The organism is Thalassospira sp., assembly GCF_030690045.1.
Taxonomy (GTDB): Bacteria; Pseudomonadota; Alphaproteobacteria; order Rhodospirillales; family Thalassospiraceae; genus Thalassospira.
In genome coordinates this window covers 1-19,260 of sequence record NZ_JAUYHK010000006.1, presented here as the reverse complement: position 1 = coordinate 19,260, position 19,260 = coordinate 1, and the positions used below count along the sequence as shown (strand labels likewise).

General features: G+C 56.7%; 15 protein-coding genes. 10 read left to right on the top strand and 5 right to left on the bottom strand.

The genetic code is table 11. The features are described 5' to 3' along the window. Positions 1-88: 88 nt before the first annotated feature. The 9 genes from gap (at position 89) to Q8O73_RS03320 (ending at position 9,213) form a co-directional block, all read left to right on the top strand. Positions 89-1,096: a type I glyceraldehyde-3-phosphate dehydrogenase gene (gene gap, locus Q8O73_RS03360; protein WP_305554977.1), complete on the top strand. Its 1,008-nt coding sequence runs from the start codon at positions 89-91 to the stop codon at positions 1,094-1,096. 229 nt (positions 1,097-1,325) lie between these two features. Next, entirely contained in the window at positions 1,326-1,688 is a 363-nt protein-coding gene (locus tag Q8O73_RS03355; protein WP_305554974.1) for a hypothetical protein, read from the top strand. 69 nt (positions 1,689-1,757) lie between these two features. Then, complete coding sequence (gene thiE, locus Q8O73_RS03350) at positions 1,758-2,405, top strand: thiamine phosphate synthase (RefSeq protein WP_305554971.1); 648 nt, start codon at positions 1,758-1,760, stop codon at positions 2,403-2,405. Positions 2,406-2,543: 138 nt separating this feature from the next. Further along, a complete protein-coding gene (gene efp / locus Q8O73_RS03345; RefSeq protein WP_305554968.1) occupies positions 2,544-3,110 on the top strand; it encodes an elongation factor P in 567 nt (188 codons plus the stop codon). Between the two features lie 50 nt (positions 3,111-3,160). Continuing rightward, positions 3,161-3,970 (top strand): inositol monophosphatase family protein, encoded by an 810-nt coding sequence (locus Q8O73_RS03340; protein WP_305554965.1) that lies wholly within the window; start codon positions 3,161-3,163, stop codon positions 3,968-3,970. Positions 3,971-4,245: 275 nt separating this feature from the next. Then, on the top strand, positions 4,246-5,481 hold the full coding sequence (locus Q8O73_RS03335) for an OmpA family protein (RefSeq protein WP_305554962.1): 1,236 nt from the start codon (positions 4,246-4,248) through the stop codon (positions 5,479-5,481). Between the two features lie 12 nt (positions 5,482-5,493). Next, complete coding sequence (locus Q8O73_RS03330) at positions 5,494-6,678, top strand: flagellar motor protein MotA (protein WP_305554959.1); 1,185 nt, start codon at positions 5,494-5,496, stop codon at positions 6,676-6,678. 4 nt (positions 6,679-6,682) lie between these two features. Next, positions 6,683-7,876 carry a peptidoglycan -binding protein gene (locus tag Q8O73_RS03325; RefSeq protein WP_305554956.1) on the top strand — a complete coding sequence of 398 codons (1,194 nt, stop codon included), beginning with the start codon at positions 6,683-6,685 and terminating at the stop codon, positions 7,874-7,876. Positions 7,877-8,025: 149 nt separating this feature from the next. Continuing rightward, on the top strand, positions 8,026-9,213 hold the full coding sequence (locus Q8O73_RS03320; RefSeq protein ID WP_305554953.1) for a benzoate/H(+) symporter BenE family transporter: 1,188 nt from the start codon (positions 8,026-8,028) through the stop codon (positions 9,211-9,213). 40 nt (positions 9,214-9,253) lie between these two features. On the opposite strand, the gene Q8O73_RS03315 is transcribed toward Q8O73_RS03320, so the two are convergent. Continuing rightward, positions 9,254-9,685: a VOC family protein gene (locus tag Q8O73_RS03315; RefSeq protein WP_305554950.1), complete on the bottom strand. Its 432-nt coding sequence runs from the start codon at positions 9,683-9,685 to the stop codon at positions 9,254-9,256. A 355-nt stretch (positions 9,686-10,040) separates the two neighbouring features. Here Q8O73_RS03315 and Q8O73_RS03310 point away from each other — a divergent pair, with 355 nt between their 5' ends. Then, positions 10,041-13,529 (top strand): indolepyruvate ferredoxin oxidoreductase family protein, encoded by a 3,489-nt coding sequence (locus Q8O73_RS03310; RefSeq protein ID WP_305554947.1) that lies wholly within the window; start codon positions 10,041-10,043, stop codon positions 13,527-13,529. Between the two features lie 65 nt (positions 13,530-13,594). Here the strand turns inward: Q8O73_RS03310 and Q8O73_RS03305 are convergent, their stop codons facing one another. The 4 genes from Q8O73_RS03305 to Q8O73_RS03290 form a co-directional block, all read right to left on the bottom strand. Beyond that, positions 13,595-14,770: a patatin-like phospholipase family protein gene (locus Q8O73_RS03305; protein WP_305554944.1), complete on the bottom strand. Its 1,176-nt coding sequence runs from the start codon at positions 14,768-14,770 to the stop codon at positions 13,595-13,597. Positions 14,771-15,176: 406 nt separating this feature from the next. Beyond that, entirely contained in the window at positions 15,177-15,641 is a 465-nt protein-coding gene (locus tag Q8O73_RS03300) for a cache domain-containing protein (RefSeq protein WP_305554941.1), read from the bottom strand. Positions 15,642-15,662: 21 nt separating this feature from the next. Further along, positions 15,663-17,366, bottom strand: a complete 1,704-nt coding sequence (locus Q8O73_RS03295) for a methyl-accepting chemotaxis protein (protein WP_305554938.1) — start codon at positions 17,364-17,366, stop codon at positions 15,663-15,665. Between the two features lie 606 nt (positions 17,367-17,972). Further along, on the bottom strand, positions 17,973-18,218 hold the full coding sequence (locus Q8O73_RS03290) for a DUF2312 domain-containing protein (RefSeq protein WP_007090950.1): 246 nt from the start codon (positions 18,216-18,218) through the stop codon (positions 17,973-17,975). Positions 18,219-19,260: the final 1,042 nt, after the last annotated feature.

Sequence of the window (19,260 nt, the reverse complement as noted above, 5' to 3'; positions counted from 1 at the left end):
CGGGCCAACATCTTGTTGATCCGGCCTTTTTATCGGCTCTTTTGATTGATACCCACGGGTTTCGATCAAGATCCAGTTGGAGGGATGAATGGCTATTCGTGTTGCGATTAATGGTTTTGGCCGTATTGGCCGTCTGGTTCTGCGTGCGATTGTCGAAAGCGGCCGCACCGATGTCGAAGTCGTTGCAATCAACGATCTTGGCGATGTCAAAACCAACGCCCATCTGCTGAAATATGATTCCGTTCATGGCGTTCTGGCCAATGACGTCAAGGCCGAAGGCGACAATCTGGTCATTGACGGCAAGGCGATCAAGGTTTGTGCCGAACGCGATCCGGCCAATCTGCCGTGGGCCGCACTCAAGGTTGATTTTGCCTTTGAATGCACCGGCATTTTTCTTGATGAAGCCGGTGCGGGCAAGCATCTGGCGGCGGGTGCCAAGCGCGTTCTGATTTCGGCCCCGGCCAAGGGCGATATCAAAACCGTGGTTTACGGCGTCAATAGCGACACCCTGTCGGCATCCGACATCATTGTGTCGAACGCCTCCTGCACCACCAACTGCCTTGCACCGGTCGCCGATGTTCTGAACAAGACCGTTGGCATCACCAAGGGCTTTATGACCACCGTTCACGCCTTTACCGGCGACCAGAACACTGTCGACAGCCTGCACAAGGATTTGCACCGTGCCCGTGCAGCATCGCTTTCGATGATCCCGACCTCGACCGGCGCGGCCAAGGCTGTCGGTCTGGTTCTGCCGGAACTCAAAGGCAAGCTGGATGGCACCGCCATCCGCGTCCCGACCCCGAATGTCTCGATGGTCGATCTGACCTTTATCGCCGGTCGCGACACCACGATTGAAGAAATCAACAACGCGATTATCGAAGCCGCCAATGGCCGTCTCAAGGGCGTTCTGGGTGTCTGCAACGAGCCGCTGGTCTCGATCGATTTTAACCACAACCCCAACAGCTCGACCTTTGATCTTGGCCAGACCCAGATCGTCGGCGGCAATTTTGTCCGTATCCTGTCATGGTACGACAATGAATGGGGCTTCTCCAACCGCATGTCCGATACCGCCGTTGCAATGGCGAAATTCCTTTAATCGCAGGCGGATATATCTTGTGTCAAAGGGCGGTCTTCGGGCCGCCCTTTGTCTTTTCGCCCGACATTGAAATTTTACAAGTCGCGGGTTACACCTGATCGACTGCATCCTTCGCAAAATCTGTGCCTGCAAACCCTGATGGGGAAATTGCATTATGCCGCCAAACAAGACGATGCCCCCCATCTTCAGAATTCACAACTTCGCCACAGGCAAGGTAATCTGCCATGTGATGCAGGATCGGCCCTTTATTCTGCTGGGCCCGCCCGATTGCGCGACGGGGTTGGGGGCCGGATGGCTGGGCGAACTGGTTTTGGCCCTGCGCACCGAATTTCCACAATCCCGGTTCGCGGTGATGATAGATTGCGCCGATCATGCCGGGGCGGCACTGACCGCCATTGATCGCGGGCTGGAACATATCCTGATCCGCGATATTTCATCCCAGGCGCATGACAGGCTGGTTGATCTGGCCGGGCAGAAAAACATCACAATCTGGAATGCCTTGCCCGATGACCCGCCCATCCATGACATCGGCAATCCGTTTCTGCCGCCCGATGAAATGGAACGTCGCCTGCGGCAGATTCTGACGGAATAACACCCCGTATTGCCATGAACGGCAAGGAACTGTAAAGATGGCCTGCATTTTCAATCAGGATGGGTTTTGATGAACAGCGACGCACAAACCGGGCTTTATTTGCTGACGCCGCCCGCCATTGATCTTGCGGTTTTCCCCGACCTTCTGGCGCGTGTGCTCGACAGCGGGGCGGTTGATTGCCTGCAATTGCGCCTCAAAGGCCTTGATGATGCGGATCTTCGCAAGGCGATTTCGGCGATCCTGCCGCTCTGTCTGGCCCGCGACATTCCGCTGATCCTCAATGACCGTCCCGATCTGGCAAAGGCAACCGGATGCGATGGTGTTCATATCGGCGAGGATGATGGCAGCTATGCCAATGCCCGTGCCATCATGGGCGAAGATCATATCGTTGGCGTATCCTGTTATGATTCCCGCCACCGTGCCATGCAGGTCGGTGAAAAGGGTGCTGATTATGTGGCATTCGGCGCATTTTTCCCGACTGAAACCAAAACCGCAAAAACCAGCGTCACGCCGGACATCATCGACATCTGGACAACTTTCACCACCGTTCCCTGTGTGGCGATTGGCGGCATCACGGCCGATAATCTTGCCCCGCTGGTACAGGCCGGGGCCGATTTTATCGCCGTTTGCGGATCGGTCTGGAATCATCCCGATGGCCCGGTGGCCGGGGCGCAGGCCATCAAGGCCGCAATCCATGTTGCCAGTCAGGATATCTGACCGGCCATGCGTGAAATGAAGGGGGATCATGCGCCTTCCCCCTGATCAATCTTCTTGCGACAAACCGGGCAAACTGGTAGGTAAGCGCCAGTTTTCTTCTACATTGTGAATCTGTGATCTGAAAGAACGGTTGGTGCCATGAAAATCAACGGCAACGAAATCCGTCCGGGTAACCTTATCGAACATAAGGGCGGCCTGTGGCGTGCGGTAAAATGTCAGGCTGTAAAGCCGGGCAAAGGCGGTGCTTTTAACCAGGTCGAACTGAAAGACGTGCGTCACGGCACCAAGCTCAATGAACGGTTCCGTGCATCGGAAACGGTCGAGCGTGTCCGCCTGGACCAGCATGAATACAGCTATCTGTTCACCGAAAACGAACAGGCGACCTTCATGGACAGCGAAACCTTTGAACAGATCACAGTTGATTTGGAACTGATTGGCGAACCGGCTGTCTATCTTCAGGATGGCATGGTTGTCACCATCGAAAGTTTCGAGGGCGAGCCCCTTGCCGTCACCCTGCCCGAACAGGTCGTCTTTCGCATTGTCGAAGCCGACGCCGTGGTCAAGGGTCAGACCCAGTCTTCATCCTATAAACCGGCCGTTCTTGAAAACGGCGTTCGCGTTCTGGTGCCGCCCCATATTGAATCGGGCATCCGCATCGTCGTGAACACGGTCGAAGGCACCTATGTCGAGCGTGCCAAGGACTGACGTCCGGCGTTCTTTCTTTTCTTACACCTTAAAACACCGGGAGATATGCCGTGCGTGGCGCCGCCCGTCGTTCAGCAAATATCAATGTCATGTTCAAGGCCGTCGAAAAGGCGGCCTATGGACTGAAACGCGATTTCGGCGAAATTGAAAACCTGCAAGTGTCCATGAAGGGCCCGGCAGATTTCGTTTCGACCGCCGATCATCGCGCCGAAAAACGCCTGCGTGAAGAACTCGAACGTGCCCGTCCGGGCTATGGGTTCATCATGGAAGAAGGCGGTGAAATCAAGGGGACCGATCCCGAACATCGCTGGATCATCGATCCGCTTGATGGCACCACCAATTTCCTGCATGGCATTCCGCATTTTGCGGTATCCGTTGCCTTGCAAAAAGGCGACGAAATCATTGCCGCGATTATTTATGACGTGGCAAAGGACGAGTTTTTCTGGGCTGAAAAAGGCCTTGGGGCTTATCTGGATAACCGTCGCCTGCGGGTATCGGGCCGCCGCCGCCTGAACGAATGCGTTCTGGCCTGCGGGGTTCCGCATATCGGGCATGGTGACCATGCGGTTTTTGAAAAACAGCTTCATACCGTGATGGACCGTTGCGCCGGGGTCCGCCGTTTTGGCGCGGCGTCGCTTGACCTCGCCTATGTTGCGGCTGGCCGGTATGACGGTTATTGGGAATCGCACCTGAATTCATGGGATATCGCCGCCGGTCTGTTGCTGATCAGCGAAGCCGGTGGTTATGTCCGTGACATGAATGGTGGCACCAATATGCTGGCAACCGGCAGCGTCGTTGCCGCCAATGACTATATCCAGCCGGTTTTGGCCAAAACCCTGAAAAAAGCCCTTAGCGAATAAGCATCTGCGGCATTTTTCAGTCTGTTTTCAAAAAGGCGTTTGCGATCCCTCGCAAACGCCTTTTTTGTATGACAGTCAAAGCGGTTGTCCGTTTTTCCGGGGTAAGTTATGGTGCATGCCAAACAGGGGCTGTACACAGTGCCGTAAGATCGTCACAAATTATGCGTTGCATGAAAGTGACAAGACCAGGGTAGCAAGGGGGCTACAGCTTGATGAAGCGGATTTCGACTATTTCTGCGGTTGCCGTATGGGCGGCACTTGGGGGTGTCCCCCTTATGCAAACCAGCGCACACGCCCAGCAATACAACCCTGTCTCGGTCAATAATGACGTGCAGGTCGATTGGGATCAGATTGATCGGCTTGGCAGCCAGCCCACCCTTCCGGCATATTTGTCGCCGTCGGCACGGTCTGTTGGTGCCGATGATGGCGGCACGCCGATGACCATGCCCGGCAATGACCTGATTTATCGTCAGGCCTCCCCCCGGTCGCAATTTCTGGGGCAACAAACCACCGAAATGTCATCGCAATATGAATCGCAAGACGATTCGGAAACCGTGGTGATTGATGCGGCGGGCACCGGGGCGGTGCCGACACAGTCACAGTTTTTTGGTCCAAGTGGCAGCCCAACCGGCAGCCCGGCACCGCGCAATGCGCCAGTCTATCGCACCGAATTGAATGACACACTGAATGATGATGGCGCAAATCAGACGATCGCACTAAGCGCCCCGCATGACAGCACCCCGGCGCAAACCCCGCGTGCCAAACCGGCAAGCCCCGCACCGTCTTCTGTTGCGGCAACGACACCGGTCGAACCACAGGCCACCCCGCAGCGCGAGACAGTCGTTGCCCAGGCACAAACGCCGTCGGTACCATCTGCACCGCCACCGCCTGCCCCCGTGCCTCTCGCACCGGCAGCACCCGAAACCCCGCCATTGCCCACCGAAGAATCCCGCCCGGCGGAAGATGCTCCGGCTCCGGCTCCTTCGGTTCCGGATGCCTCGAATGTGCCCAATATCCCGGCTCCGTCGCCCGACACCACAAATTCACCCCGCGAATTGCTGCAACAGCAATCAGAAGCCACCCCGGAAGTAGCACCTGCACCTCCGCCCGCGCCGACACCGGCCCCGGCACAGGCACCAGCACCGGCGGCTGAAACCGCATCCCTGCCAACCGATGACCGCACCCCGACCGCACCGGCAGAAGGTGAATACAGCCTCGCCTTCACCGGCGAAAGTTTCGAATTGGGGGCCGCTGCCCGCCGGGATCTGGAATCGGTGGTCGCCGATCTGATGCGCGATGAAAGTCTCCGGGTTCAGCTTCAGGCCTACGCCACCGGCGACAGCAACAACGCCAGCAAGGCCCGCCGCCTGTCGCTGTCCCGCGCCTTGCAGGTCCGGTCTTTCCTGATCGAAAAGGGCGTTCGCTCCACCCGCATTGATGTGCGGGCCCTGGGGTCGAATGTTCCGTCCGGTCCGGCTGATCGCGTCGATGTCAAAACCGTTCAACGCTAGGAATAATCCGTCATGAGCAACAATGCGGCCAACGGCATGGCACATCTTCCTGCCATCACCAAACCGGGTAGTTATCTGACGCGCATGGCGATTTTCACGGCGATTATCGCCGCCATCGGTGCTTTGCTGTTCCCGGTTCTCGCCGATGCCTTTATGGCAAACGCGGTTCTGAACGGCCTGATTTTCGGGGTTTTCTTCGTCGGGGTGATTTACATCTTCCGGATGGCCTACAGCCTGACGCCCGAGGTCAACTGGATCGAGGAATTCCGCCGCAACCGTCCGGGCCTCAGCGCACAGGAACCGCCCAAATTGCTGGCCCCGATGGCCCGCATGATGCAGGAACAGCGTCGCGACCGGCCACAACTCTCGACCCTCGCAACCCGCACCATTCTCGATTCGATTCGCACCCGTCTGGATGAAAGCCGCGAATTGTCGCGCTATCTGGTCGGGCTTCTGGTGTTTCTGGGTTTGCTTGGCACCTTCTGGGGCCTTTTGCAGACCGTCAATTCGGTCGCCAATGTGATTGGCAACATCAATGTCGGCACCACGGCCAATATGGATTTGTGGTTTGGCGAATTGAAAGACGGTCTGGCCGAACCGCTGGACGGTATGGGAACGGCGTTTTCATCCTCGCTGTTTGGTCTGGCCGGGTCGCTGGCCCTTGGTTTGCTCGATATGCAGGCCGGACAGGCCCAGAACCGTTTCTTTAACGATCTTGAAGAATGGCTGTCCAGCCTGACCCGTCTGTCATCGGGCGGTGCCCTGTCGGACGGCGAACAATCGGTCCCGGCCTATTTGTCGGCCCTGATTGAACAAATGGCCGACAATATGGAAGGCCTGCAAAATTCGATCCAGCGATCCGAAACATCGCAAATCAAATCGCACAATACGCTGGTTGATCTGGCCGACAAACTGTCAACCCTGACCGATCAGATGAAGGCCGAACAGCAATTGATGGTCAAGCTGGCGGAAAACCAGATGCACCTGAAACCGGTTCTGGACCAACTGGCCGATTCGATGAAAATCGGCAGCTTCGGTATTGATGACAATACCCGCAGCCATATCCGGTCGCTTGATAACCAGTTGGGCCGGATTGCCGAGGAACTGACACTGGGCCGTCAGCAATCGACACAGGAAATCCGAAGCGAGATCAAGCTGCTGTCCCGCACCATCGCCGCGATCGCCGAGGAGGGCTGATCGAATGATCGGGCTGTCCCGCCGCCGCAACCGCGACGTCAACACATGGCCGGGCTTTGTCGATGCCCTTGCCACGCTTTTGATGGTCATCATCTTTTTGCTGATGATCTTTGTGATTGCGCAGGTCTATCTGGGCGCCGCCCTGTCGGGGCGCGATCAGGCCCTCAATGACCTGACCGCACAGGTCAATGAACTGACCAGCCTGCTGTCGCTGGAACGCGGCAATAATCAGCGCATGGTGCTGGAACTGACCCAGTTGACGACCGAACTGTCCAATACCAGCAATCAGCGCGATGATTTGCGCGCGCGCGCCGCCTCCCTTGCCGATCAGTTGGCGGCGGCCGAAATGTCGGCCGAGGAAATGGAACAGAAACTTCTGGCCGCCATTGCCGCCCTCGAAACCCGCGAGGCCGAAACACAGGAAAGCATCGATGCGCTGTCAGATCGTGACAGCCGGATCGAGGAACTCTCCAAACTTCTGGCCGAACGGGCGCGTGAACTTGATCTCGCACAGGAACAGGTCTCGCTGAAATCCGACGAACTGACCGAAGAACAACGCATCAGCGCCGAGGCCCGCGAACAAGTCAATGCCTTAAACCAGCAATTGCTGACCCTGCGCGCCCAGCTTGGCCGGATCGAAGCCGCCCTTGAAGCATCGGAACTTGATTCCGCCGACAAGGCCGCGCAAATCGTCAATCTGGGCAATCGCCTGAACGCCGCCCTTGCCAGCAAGGTTGCCGAATTGCAGCGTTACCGGTCCGAATTTTTTGGCCGTCTGCGCGAAGTTCTGGGCGAACGGCAGGATATCCGCGTGGTCGGTGACCGCTTTGTTTTCCAGTCCGAAGTATTGTTTGCCTCCGGTGCCGCCGATCTGGGCGTGGAAGGCCGGGAACAAATGGCAAAACTCGCCTCCACCCTCAAGGAAATCGCCAGTGAAATTCCCGATGATCTTGACTGGGTGATGCGGGTGGACGGCCACACCGACAAGGTGCCGATCCGCACCGCCCAATTCGCATCCAACTGGGAATTGTCCAGTGCGCGGGCCATCTCGGTGGTCAAATTCATGATCGAACAGGGCGTGCCGCCGCGCCGTCTGGTCGCCGCAGGATTTGGCGAATATCAGCCCCTTGATAACCGCGACGATGAAATTTCCTATCGCCGCAACCGCCGGATCGAATTCAAGATTACGGAACGGTAAACAATCTTTCTGACAACAGCGCCCCGAAACTGCGGCGCTGTTGTCCTTTGCCCCCTGCACAGGGCATGTCATTGTTTTGTAGATTGATCGCAAAACTTTAGGTAGCTTTGCCCTCCCTCAATCTTCCACATCACCCGGCCGGAGTTCCCATGCTGCGCGATATGTCTGTTCAGGCCCTGTTTATGGGCTGTCTTGCCGGGTTTGTCGGCGTGGCAAGTGCCTTTGCCGTTGTCCTGCAAGGCCTGGGCGCGGTCGGGGCAACACCGTTACAGGCGGCATCCGGCCTGATGGCCCTGTCGGTCGCGATGGGGCTTTGCGCCATTGTGCTGTCGCTGCGCACCCGCATGCCGATCAGTATCGCATGGTCAACCCCCGGTGCCGCCCTGCTGGTGACATCGGGCACGGTCGAGGGGGGATTTGCCGTTGCGGTCGGGGCCTTTGTGGTCTGCGCCGTTTTGATCATCATTTCCGGGGTCTGGAAACCATTGGGGCGGGCGGTTGCCGCCATTCCGGCCCCGCTGGCCAATGCCATGCTGGCCGGGGTGTTGCTGGGCCTGTGCCTTGCCCCGATCAAGGCGATTGCCTTTGATCCGCTGCTGGGCCTGCCGATTGCCATTGCGTGGCTGGTGGTCGGGCGGATCAACCGGCTGTTTGCGGTGCCTGCGGCCCTGCTGGCCTTTGTCATTGTCATGATTCTGGCCGTTGATTTCCCCGAAGGCACCCTTGCCGGTCTCGGCAGCGCCATCACCCCGCCGGTGGCATTTGTCGTGCCGCACTTCACGCTGGCGGGCGTTATGAGCATCGCCCTGCCGCTGTTCATTGTCACGATGGCCTCGCAAAACATTCCCGGTACGGCAGTGTTGCGTGCCAATAATTATGAAACCCCGCCGGGACCGCTTTTTACCGCCACCGGGATTTTTTCATTGCTCAGCGCCCCCTTTGGCGGCCATGCGGTTAATCTGGCGGCGATCACGGCGGCAATGTGCGCCGGCGAAGACGCCCATCCCGATCCCGCCAAACGCTATTGGGCGGCAATTTTCGCCGGGATATTCTATGTCCTGTTTGGCTTGCTGGCCGGGGTGGTCACCGCCTTTGTCAGCCTTGCCCCGTCGATCCTGATCGAGGCGGTGGCGGGCCTTGCCCTGATTGCGGCGTTTTCCGGGTCGGTCGTTGCCGCCTTTCGCGATGAAAACAGTCGTGAATCCTCGGCCGTTACCTTTCTGGTCACGGCATCCGGTCTGACATTTTTTGGTATTTCCGGCGCATTCTGGGGCTTGATCGCAGGCGGATTGATTTATTACCTGACGCATTTGCGGACAAAAAACGGGCCGGACTGAAAAAACAAAATGCGCCAAATATTTCCGGCGCATTTTTCAATCAGCCTTGCGGGATCACCATCCGGCCATCCTTGGTAATTTCCCAGAACGGGTTATGGGCCACTTCCCACGGATGACCATCAAGGTCGAGGAAATAGCCGGAATATCCCCCCCAGAAAACCTTTTCCGCCGGTTTCCGGATCACGGCCCCGGCCTTTTGGGCCAATGCCATCACCGCATCCACCTCCGCCTCGCTGCGCGCATTATAGGCCAGCGTGATACCGGAAAAACTGGCCCCGGTATCGGTAAAATTGCCGTCTTTCACCAGATCATCGCGGCCAAACAGCCCCAGAATCATGCCATTCATCTGATAGAAAACCACCTGGCCCTCGACCACACTGGTCGCAGACCAGCCCAGACCCTGTTCGTAAAAAACCCGCGCACGGGCCAGATCACCCACACCAAGCGTCACCAGACTCAGACGTTGTTCCATTTTCGTGCTCCTTGCATCAGGCACCCTGATCCCGGCCCCATCATAACGATGCAATATCAAATTGCGACAGGGGACTCGCCCGAAATGGAAATTTCGCAGCGCACAACAGGCGCAATAAAATTGCGCGCAAATCGGTACGCAAATAAGGAAATAACGAGTTGACGTAGCGTCAAGCTGTGCAATCTGGCGTTTTGACGGGTGCAATGCGACAGCGATTGAAAAAAGGTCAGCATTCATTACCATTATAGGGGAGAGAGGCGGGCCATTCCGAAACGCTGCATAACACCCCATATGATAAAAAAGCAGTGTGAAGACTCCGGCGTACCCGCAAAGAGAGACCGCAGGGAGACTGGTCATGGCGCAATTGGCGGCGATTACCCTTGATGACAAATATGTTCTGGAAGAAGGCCGGGTTTATCTGACCGGCATTCAGGCGCTGGTGCGGCTGCCCTTGATGCAGCGCCAGATGGATGCCCGCGCCGGATTGAACACAGCGGGCTGTATTTCCGGGTATCGCGGCTCGCCACTGGGCGGATTTGATCAGCAATTATGGCGCGCCCAAAAATTCCTTGCCAGACAGCACATCCATTTTCAACCCGGCATTAACGAAGACCTCGGCGCCACAATTGTCTGGGGCAGCCAGCAGGTCAATATGTATCCCGACGCCAGCTATGACGGCGTCTTTGGCATGTGGTATGGCAAGGGACCGGGCGTGGATCGCAGCGGCGATGTTTTCAAGCATGCCAACCATGCCGGCACCTCAAAACATGGCGGTGTTCTGGTTCTGGCCGGGGATGACCATTCCTGCAAATCATCCACCCTGCCCCATCAGACCGAATATGCCTTTATCGATGCGCAAATCCCGGTTCTGAACCCGTCCGGTGTTCAGGATATTCTCGATTTCGGCCTGCATGGCTGGGCGATGAGCCGCTTTTCCGGATGCTGGGTGGCGATGAAAACCATCGCCGAAACGGTGGAAAGTTCGGCCGCCGCCGATGTGGCACCGGACCGTATCACCCCGGTCATGCCCGATTTTGCCATGCCCGAAGACGGCCTGCATATCCGCTGGCCCGATACGCCCAAGGATCAGGAATACCGCCTGATGAAGTTCAAGCTGTATGCCGCCCTTGCCTATGCGCGGGCCAACAAACTGAACCGCATCGTGATCGACAGCCCCAATCCCCGCCTTGGCATCATCACCACCGGCAAGGCCTATCTCGATGTCATGCAGGCCTTTGACGATCTTGGCATTTCCGAAACCGATGCCGCCCAGATCGGCATCCGGGTTTTGAAAGTCGGCATGAGCTGGCCGCTGAACCGCGACGATGTGCGCGAATTTGCACAAGGTCTGGAAGAAATCATCGTGGTCGAGGAAAAACGCGCGGTGATGGAAAATCAGGTCAAGGAACAGCTCTATAACTGGCGCGAGGATGTCCGCCCGACGGTGATCGGCAAATTCGATGAAAAGGGCGAATGGATATTACCCTCGATGGATGAACTGACCCCGGCGCGGATTGCCGTGGTTCTGGCCGCCCGCATCAACCGGTTTTTCGACAGTGCAAAAATCCATGACCGCATCGAATGGCTGGCGCAAAAGGAACTGGAAATCGCCCTGCCGCGCCCCGACGTCGCCCGTATTCCGTGGTTTTGCCCCGGTTGCCCGCATAACAGTTCGACCAAAGTCCCCGACGGCAGCCGCGCCATGGCCGGGATCGGCTGTCATTACATGGTCAACTGGATGGACAGATCGACCGAAACCTTTACCCATATGGGCGGCGAAGGCGCAACCTGGATCGGACAGGCCCCCTTCACCAAGGAAAAACACGTTTTCCAGAATCTGGGCGACGGCACCTATTATCATTCCGGGTCTTTGGCGGTCCGCGCCGCCGTCGCATCGGGGGTGAATATCACGTATAAAATCCTGTTTAACGATGCGGTTGCCATGACCGGCGGCCAACCGGTGGACGGCCCCCTGACCGTGCCGCAAATTACCCGGCAAATGGCCGATGAAGGGGCAAAACGCATCATTGTTTTGTCGGATGAACCCGACAAATACCCGGTCGCCGCCGGTTTTGCCGACGGGGTGGATATCCGCCATCGCGATGAACTCGACGCCACCCAAAAGGAATTGCGCGAGATTTCCGGCGTCACCATCCTGATTTTCGATCAGACCTGTGCGGCGGAAAAACGCCGCCGTCGCAAACGCAAACTGATGGTTGATCCGCCCAAACGGGTTTTCATCAATGATCTGGTCTGCGAGGGATGCGGCGATTGCGGGGTGCAGTCCAACTGCCTTGCCGTTGTCCCGGTCGAAACCGAATTTGGCCGCAAACGCGCGATTGATCAATCGGCCTGTAACAAGGATTTTTCGTGCCTCAAGGGTTTCTGCCCCAGTTTTGTCACCATCGAAGGCGGCACCCTCCGCAAACCCGACGCCATCGCCAAAAGCGATGGGGCCAACAATGACGCAATTTTCGCCAGCCTGCCGCGCCCGGCCTTGCCGCCGCTTGATGAACCGTGGTCGGTACTGGTGACCGGGGTCGGCGGCACCGGCGTTGTCACAATTGGCGCCTTGCTGGGCATGGCCGCCCATATTGAAGGCAAGGGCATTGTCGGTCTGGATATGGCCGGGCTGGCGCAAAAAGGCGGGGCGGTGGTCAGCCATATCCGCTTTGCCGATACTCAGGACAAACTGCATGCCGCCCGTATTCCGGCAGGCGAAGCCAATGTTGTGCTGGGCTGTGATCTTCTGGTCGCCGCCAGTTATGAAGGACTGGCCAAAATGCGGCGCAATTTCACCAAGGCCGTGATCAACAGCCACGAAACCGTCACCGGGGCCTTTACCCGCAACCCGGATTTTGAACTGAAAAGCGGCGAACATATTGCGACAATCCGCGATGCCTGCGGCGAAGATGCGGTTTATTTTGTCGAAGGCAGCGACATCGCCACCCGCCTGATGGGCGATTCGATTGCCACCAATCTGTTCATGCTGGGCGTTGCATGGCAACGCGGCCTGATCCCGATTGGCGAAGACGCCCTGATGCAGGCGATTGACCTGAACGGTGTCGCCGTTGAGATGAACAAACAATCCTATTTCTGGGGCCGTTTGTTTGCCCATGACCCGCAAAAAGTACGCGATCTGGTCGGCCCCAATGAACAACAGGCCCACCCGGTCGCCACCAGCCTTGCCGATATCCTCACCCGCCGCAAAAAATTCCTGACCGATTATCAGGATGCCGCCTATGCCAGCCGCTATGCCGGTCTGGTCGAAAAGGTCGCACAGGTCGAAAAACAACGCCTTGGCGATGATCATGACGAATTGTCAAAAACCGTGGCGCGCTATTATTTCAAATTGCTGGCCTACAAGGATGAATACGAAGTCGCCCGGCTTTATACCGATCCGGCCTTTGCCGCCAAAATCCGCAAAACCTTTGCCGGGGAGTATAAAATCAAATTCCATCTGGCCCCGCCCGCCCTCGCCGACAAGGACCCGGAAAACGGGCATCTGAAAAAACAGGTCTATGGCCCGTGGATGATGACGGCATTCCGGGCGCTGGCGAAACTCAAATTCCTGCGCGGCACCGCACTGGACCCGTTTGGCCGCACGCCCGAACGCAAAATGGAACGGGAACTGATCACCGGTTACGAAACATTGGTCCAGGATGTGATCGGCGGACTGACCCCTGACAATGCCAGAATTGCCGCCGCCCTGCTCGCCCTGCCCGAACATATTCGCGGTTATGGCCATATCAAGGAGGCCAATATCGACAAAGTCAAACAGCGCGAGGCCGAATTGCGCGACCAGTTCCACAATCCGCCCGAACATTTGCAGGCGGCAGAATAACCAGCAGAATAATCAAAGGGCCGCAGCATTCAACGCTGCGGCCCTTATCAATCCGTTGGAAAGTCTCAGGCAAAGCGGGGCTGATGCAATAATTCATGCAGGAACCCGGCCGGATTGCGCAGCGGACGATGTTCGCGTTTCGGCGGGGTGCGTTTGGCGCGATATTGTTCCAGAACCGCGCTGGTCGCCTGATAGCCATCCTCGATCCCGCAATCAAGGTTCTCCCACGTCCAGTCATAGGTGATGTTGGGCGAAACCGGGATTTCGATGATATTGATCTTGCGGCCGCTTTCGGCAACTTCGCGTTTGAACCGTTCCACCGCATCCTCGCTGGCCGAGGCGGCAAACATCATCACCAGATTGTTCAGCGAATCATACAGGTTTTGCGGCTGCCGAACCTGTTTGAGGTCCAGAATACGGCTGACCCAAACCTCATCCACATCCGGATGCAGGCGCAGGAAATCAAAGAAACTGACAGTATCGACCGTGGCCCCTTCGCAATACATATCGCCGTTGATTTCAACCGGTTCCTCGATAAAGGGCAAGGCCGAACAGGCGCACAGGGTCTGGCCGTCCATCGCAGGCAGATTGTATTTTTCCGGCTTGTTGGTGAAAAGTTCAAGCCGCTGCTGGGTCAGATTATAGGCATTGTGGAAAATCGCCGGTTTGTCTTCCTGATACAGCCGATCAAATTTCAGACGATCCAGAAACATGCTGTCGGGCGAATAGATTTTCGCCAATCCCTTGGTTTCGGTCTGATACAGCGCCCCGACCATGAAACGCGCCACCGGATGGGCCGCCAGAACGCCGTTCAACAACACATCATTCAGATTATGCGGCGTCCAGTATTTCGGGTTTTTCATGAAATGCTGAACATGATCGGCCGCCCCGGCAATCGCTTCGGGCACAATCAGGTTGTTATAGCTGGCCGGGTTGAACAGATAGGCCATCTTGTTGTGAAAATCGCTGAAAAAATCGGGGGCAAAGGCCCCGGCAATCGGAAAGCGTTCATACACATTGGCCGGGCGGAAAATCTTGCGGAAAAATTCGACCGACTGTTCGATTTCCTGCCCTTCATCCGCCTGATGATAGGAAACGGCAAGCCACGCCCCGATGCAGGCCGATGACCAGACATCAAACTTGATGTCGGCTTCCTCGCGCAGCCGTTTCAGCACGCCAAGACTAAGCCCGACAGCAGGACCGCCACCCGATAAAAAGATTGCGCGTTTGAGTTTCGTCATTTGGAACTCCTAACCTGTCAGGCCAATGGGATCAGCCGACATGTGAAAACTGCGAAAAATAAGTTTCTTACGTTTCCGCCCGCACAGGACACAAACCCGTCTGATGCAGGTTTTCCGGTTAGAATGAATGACAATTGGAACCACCCCAAATTATAGGCATACTACCAGAAAACCCGATCATATTTATTTGACACATTACTTTTGACGTACCGTCAAAGATCTATCCGAACGTATGGTGATTCTTGAAAAACCCATACTTATTCAAACATCAACTTCATCATTATTTAATCAACTCTGTGACGGCCATCACAGCAGGATCGGTTAAAATCTGAACCGGGAAACCGGCCTTGAAAGAAGAAAGCCGCCCAAAGGCGGCTTTCAAAGTTCATCCATGCACTGGCATCGCTTATTCGTAATAACCAACCATGAAAATCTTGCCGTCATGCGGCTTGACCCAGGTTTTCTTTTCCGCAAGTTTTTTGGTTTCCGGGTGGGTCCAGGTGTAATTGGACCAGCCACCTGCCGCATTGGCCTTGCCAACTTCGACCATGTCGCGAATGATGAAGTTGCTGTTCACATCCTGCAAATCCCAGATTTGCGGATTATTGATCAGTTTGGGATTGATGGCATGGGTCAGAAAAGTGCCTTTTTCCCCGTCGGCAACAATCACATAATATTCGTCAAAAACAAATTCACCGGCCTTGTCGTTAAAATCGGCAAAGGACTTGTCCTGACCGGCCGCATCGTAATGGGCAATTGCCTTGTCCACCAGTGACTGTGCCGTTGCCGCCTTGTCCTGGGCCATCGCCCCGGTCGCCGTCATCATCACAGCCGTCATCATCAGTGCCAACATCTTCAAAAGTGATTTCATCAGTCCCTCCTCCATGAAAAATCAAACGGCGCGCAGCCGCACAAGAAGCCCATCGACCGAACTGGTCAATTGATGGATCTGCCGCCCCAGTTCCCCTGTTGCCTGCCCCACAAATCCCGCAGATTCCCGTGTGGCACGGGCGATTTCCCGCACATCGCCAATCCCGCCCGACACGGTGCGGGCATACCCCGCCGCCTCAGTGATGCTGTTGCTGATCTGGCCGGTGGCACTGCCCTGCTCGATCACGGAATCGGCGACGGTTTTCAAAATGCCGTTCACATCTTCGATGCTGACGACAATGTCCTGGATCGCGCGCACCGCCTGAACGGTTTCATCGCGAATATTGGCAATTTCGGTTGCAATTTCCTCGGTTGATTTGGCGGTCTGGCTGGCAAGGTTTTTGACCTCGTTCGCCACCACGGCAAATCCCTTGCCCGCATCCCCGGCACGGGCCGATTCAATCGTCGCATTCAATGCCAAAAGATTGGTCTGGGCGGCAATCTGTCCGATCAGGCCCGCCACATCGCCGATCCGGCGGCTGGCTTCTTCCAGACTGCGAATTTTGGTATGGGCATCGCGGGCCAGTTCGGTGGCCGATTGTGCCCGTCGGCTGCTTTCCTGAATTTCACCGCTGATCTGGGAAATCGCACTGGCAAGGCTGGTCGCGGCATGGGAAATCTCGCCCATATTCTCGCTGGATTTGCCCGATGCATCATAGGCATCCCCGCTTTGGGAATCGGTGCGTTGCGCATTTTCCAGCATCGCCCCGGCCGATGCGCCGATCTGCTCGATCGCAGCACTGACCGCCGTTGCCGTCCCCTGCACCGACGTTTCGATATCGGCGGCCAGTTCCTGCATGATCCGGCGCTTTTCCGCAATCGCCTGTGCTTCGTTTTCCTGACGTTCGCGTTCGGAATGTTGCAGTTTTTCGGCATTCTGCCGGAAAACCTCAACCGCGCCTGCCATATGGCCCATTTCGTCAAGCCGCGTCGTATAGGGCACAGCGACAGAGGCATCACCCCCGGCAATGTCGCCCATCACCTGTGTCAGGCGCGTTACCGGCCCGCGGATCATCCGGGCAATGACAAAGCTGATCAAAACCATCGCCAGGGCCGCTGCCACGGCGGCAATGATGGTTTGTTGCTGCGCACTTCCCCCGGCCTCAATCGCACTGCTGCTGGCCTGATCCATCCGGGCTTCTTCAACCTGTTTCAAATCTGCCAATGTTGCCATCAGGGATTCATAATCGGCCTGTGCCGACCAGGAAAAGCTCAGCGCCCCGGTATATTCAATGTCGAGCATGCCCAGAACCTGATCGATCTTGGTCAGATAACTGTCAAACATCGCCTTGGCCGAGGTGACAAGCTCGCGTTCCGGCCCATCGACCTGATGGCTGTCATGCAGGGCCGCGAAACTGGCATTGGCGACCTTGATCTGGTTTTGCAATTGTTCATTGACCGCCGACATCCGGTCTTCATCAACACCTGCGGCCGACCATGACAATAACCGGTAAACGGTTTGATGAACCTGCGTGATATCACGATCAAGGTCTGCGACGTGGCGCACCTTGGTATAAACATCGGACACCGCCGTTTCGAGGCCCGCCGACAGAGACCGGATGCCCGATCCGCCAATCAGCCCGACCACGATAATCGCCAGAACCCCGATCAGTGGCAGGGATGCCAGCTTGGTCCCGATTTTCAGATTTTCAAAGCTTGTCATCATTCTCATCCCATCCGGAAAGTGCATGCTCACACAACGGCAAGGATGGGATGCGATGGTTTTCTTGCGCCATATTGCCCCGATCCCCAAAGCCGCTCCGTCATCGGTCAATTTTCCGGTGATCCCTGTCCCAAAGGATCACCCCTGACCAAACGGAGGGCATGCCCTCTAGTCCCTTACAATTGCTGTATTTCCGTAAACGCGATTACGCGAGTGCAGCAATTTATAAAAAGCTAGACGATAATCATGAGGAGGAGTAGCTACCCGGACGGATAGTGCAGCGCAACAATTCTACCTGAAGAGGACGGCACAACCCTTGTTTACGGATTGAAGTCCCTGCATTCCGGAATGGGAAAAATATGATCAACATGTTGTTTAAACATAAAATTTTCTGAAACTAGATGATGTCCAAAAGACGATCCATCGCCCCTGAAAATCACGATAAAACGGTTTGTTGCCCCGCAGCATTAAACTTTTGCTTCAATGGCACAAGTGCTGCAACCTTGATGAAACAACCCGCAATACACCCCGGCCTGAAATGAAAAAAGCCCGCTCGAAAGCAGGCTTTTTGGTGGTTTTCCGATGCCGCAGCGCAGCTGGAAAAGAGGGTCAGCTCATACCAAGGGCGCGCTTGTAGACCTCCAGAATTTCTTCCTGTTCCGTGCGCTCATGGTCTTCCATTTTACGCAAACGTATAATCTGACGCAGGATCTTGACGTCATAACCAAGGGCCTTGGCTTCGCCATAGACTTCCTTGATGTCGGCCATCAGATTGGCCTTTTCTTCTTCGAGGCGTTCAATACGTTCAACGTAGGACGCCAACTGGTCGGCTGCGATTCCCCCGACTTCGGTCATGCTCGGATTCTCCGGTGAATTGGCGCATACAGGGCGTTTGCCGCTGCGCAGAATGTCAATGCGGCGTGACGATACCCAAAGCCCCCCCGCCTGACAAGAGGCGAAGCCGGACCCGCCACACCATGCCCCCGCTTTCGGGGCTGTGGCACCTTGTCATTTCAATGATCACACCCGATTAATGAAATCAAAAAATCTGGCGTCACCGACTCGCTTTCAGCAATCAATCATGATCCCTGAAAACAACCGGTAAAATTGCCAAACCACACCCCTCCGCCCCGGAAAACCGCCAGATAACCGCTGTGACGGCCCCCGAATCGCTAACCGCGCAGGACTGATGCACACAAGACGGACTACCCCCGTGGGATTTTGGCGAGGCTCCATCAGGGGTACTTGATATGGCGCCCATACCCCCGTCTGCCTCACAAGCCGCATCCGAAAATGCAGGCTGGAACTCCTTCCGTCGCCGGGCCTTCGCCCCGCGCTAACCGGCCCCGCCGCAAGACGGCCCGGCCACAACCCGCCTTTCCCGCAATCACGGGAACCGGACAAGCCCGGATAAATCTCGTGCCTCCGCTCGCCGCGCAACACGCCCGGCAAGGCCGGATGGCACCCGGCACGAGATCCGGGCAGGCACGGCCAGCCACAAGGCGCACCTCGGGCATCCGCCACCCAAAACCGCCCTTCCCGCGAACGCGGGAATCCAGACAGCCGCCGGGTATCTGCCAGCCGCGCCAACAGGCCACCTTCGGCCCCACCACCCGCTCCTGCCTTCCCCGGTAATGCCGGGGTACGATCCGGGCAGGACTTGCCACCGACAAGACGCAATTCGGGCGTCCTGACAAATGGCCGGGTTAGCGGACCGGCAGAATGCCCCCGTAATGGCTTTTCCACCCACCGGTCATCCTCTTGCGGGCACGCCCGTCGCCTTGTCTGTCCATGTAACGCTGCATCATCGCCTCTTTCCTCTGGCCCAAACGCAAAAACCCGCAAGGCACAAGGCCTTGCGGGTTTCGGTCCGGGCGGATTTATCCCCTTGACTTTT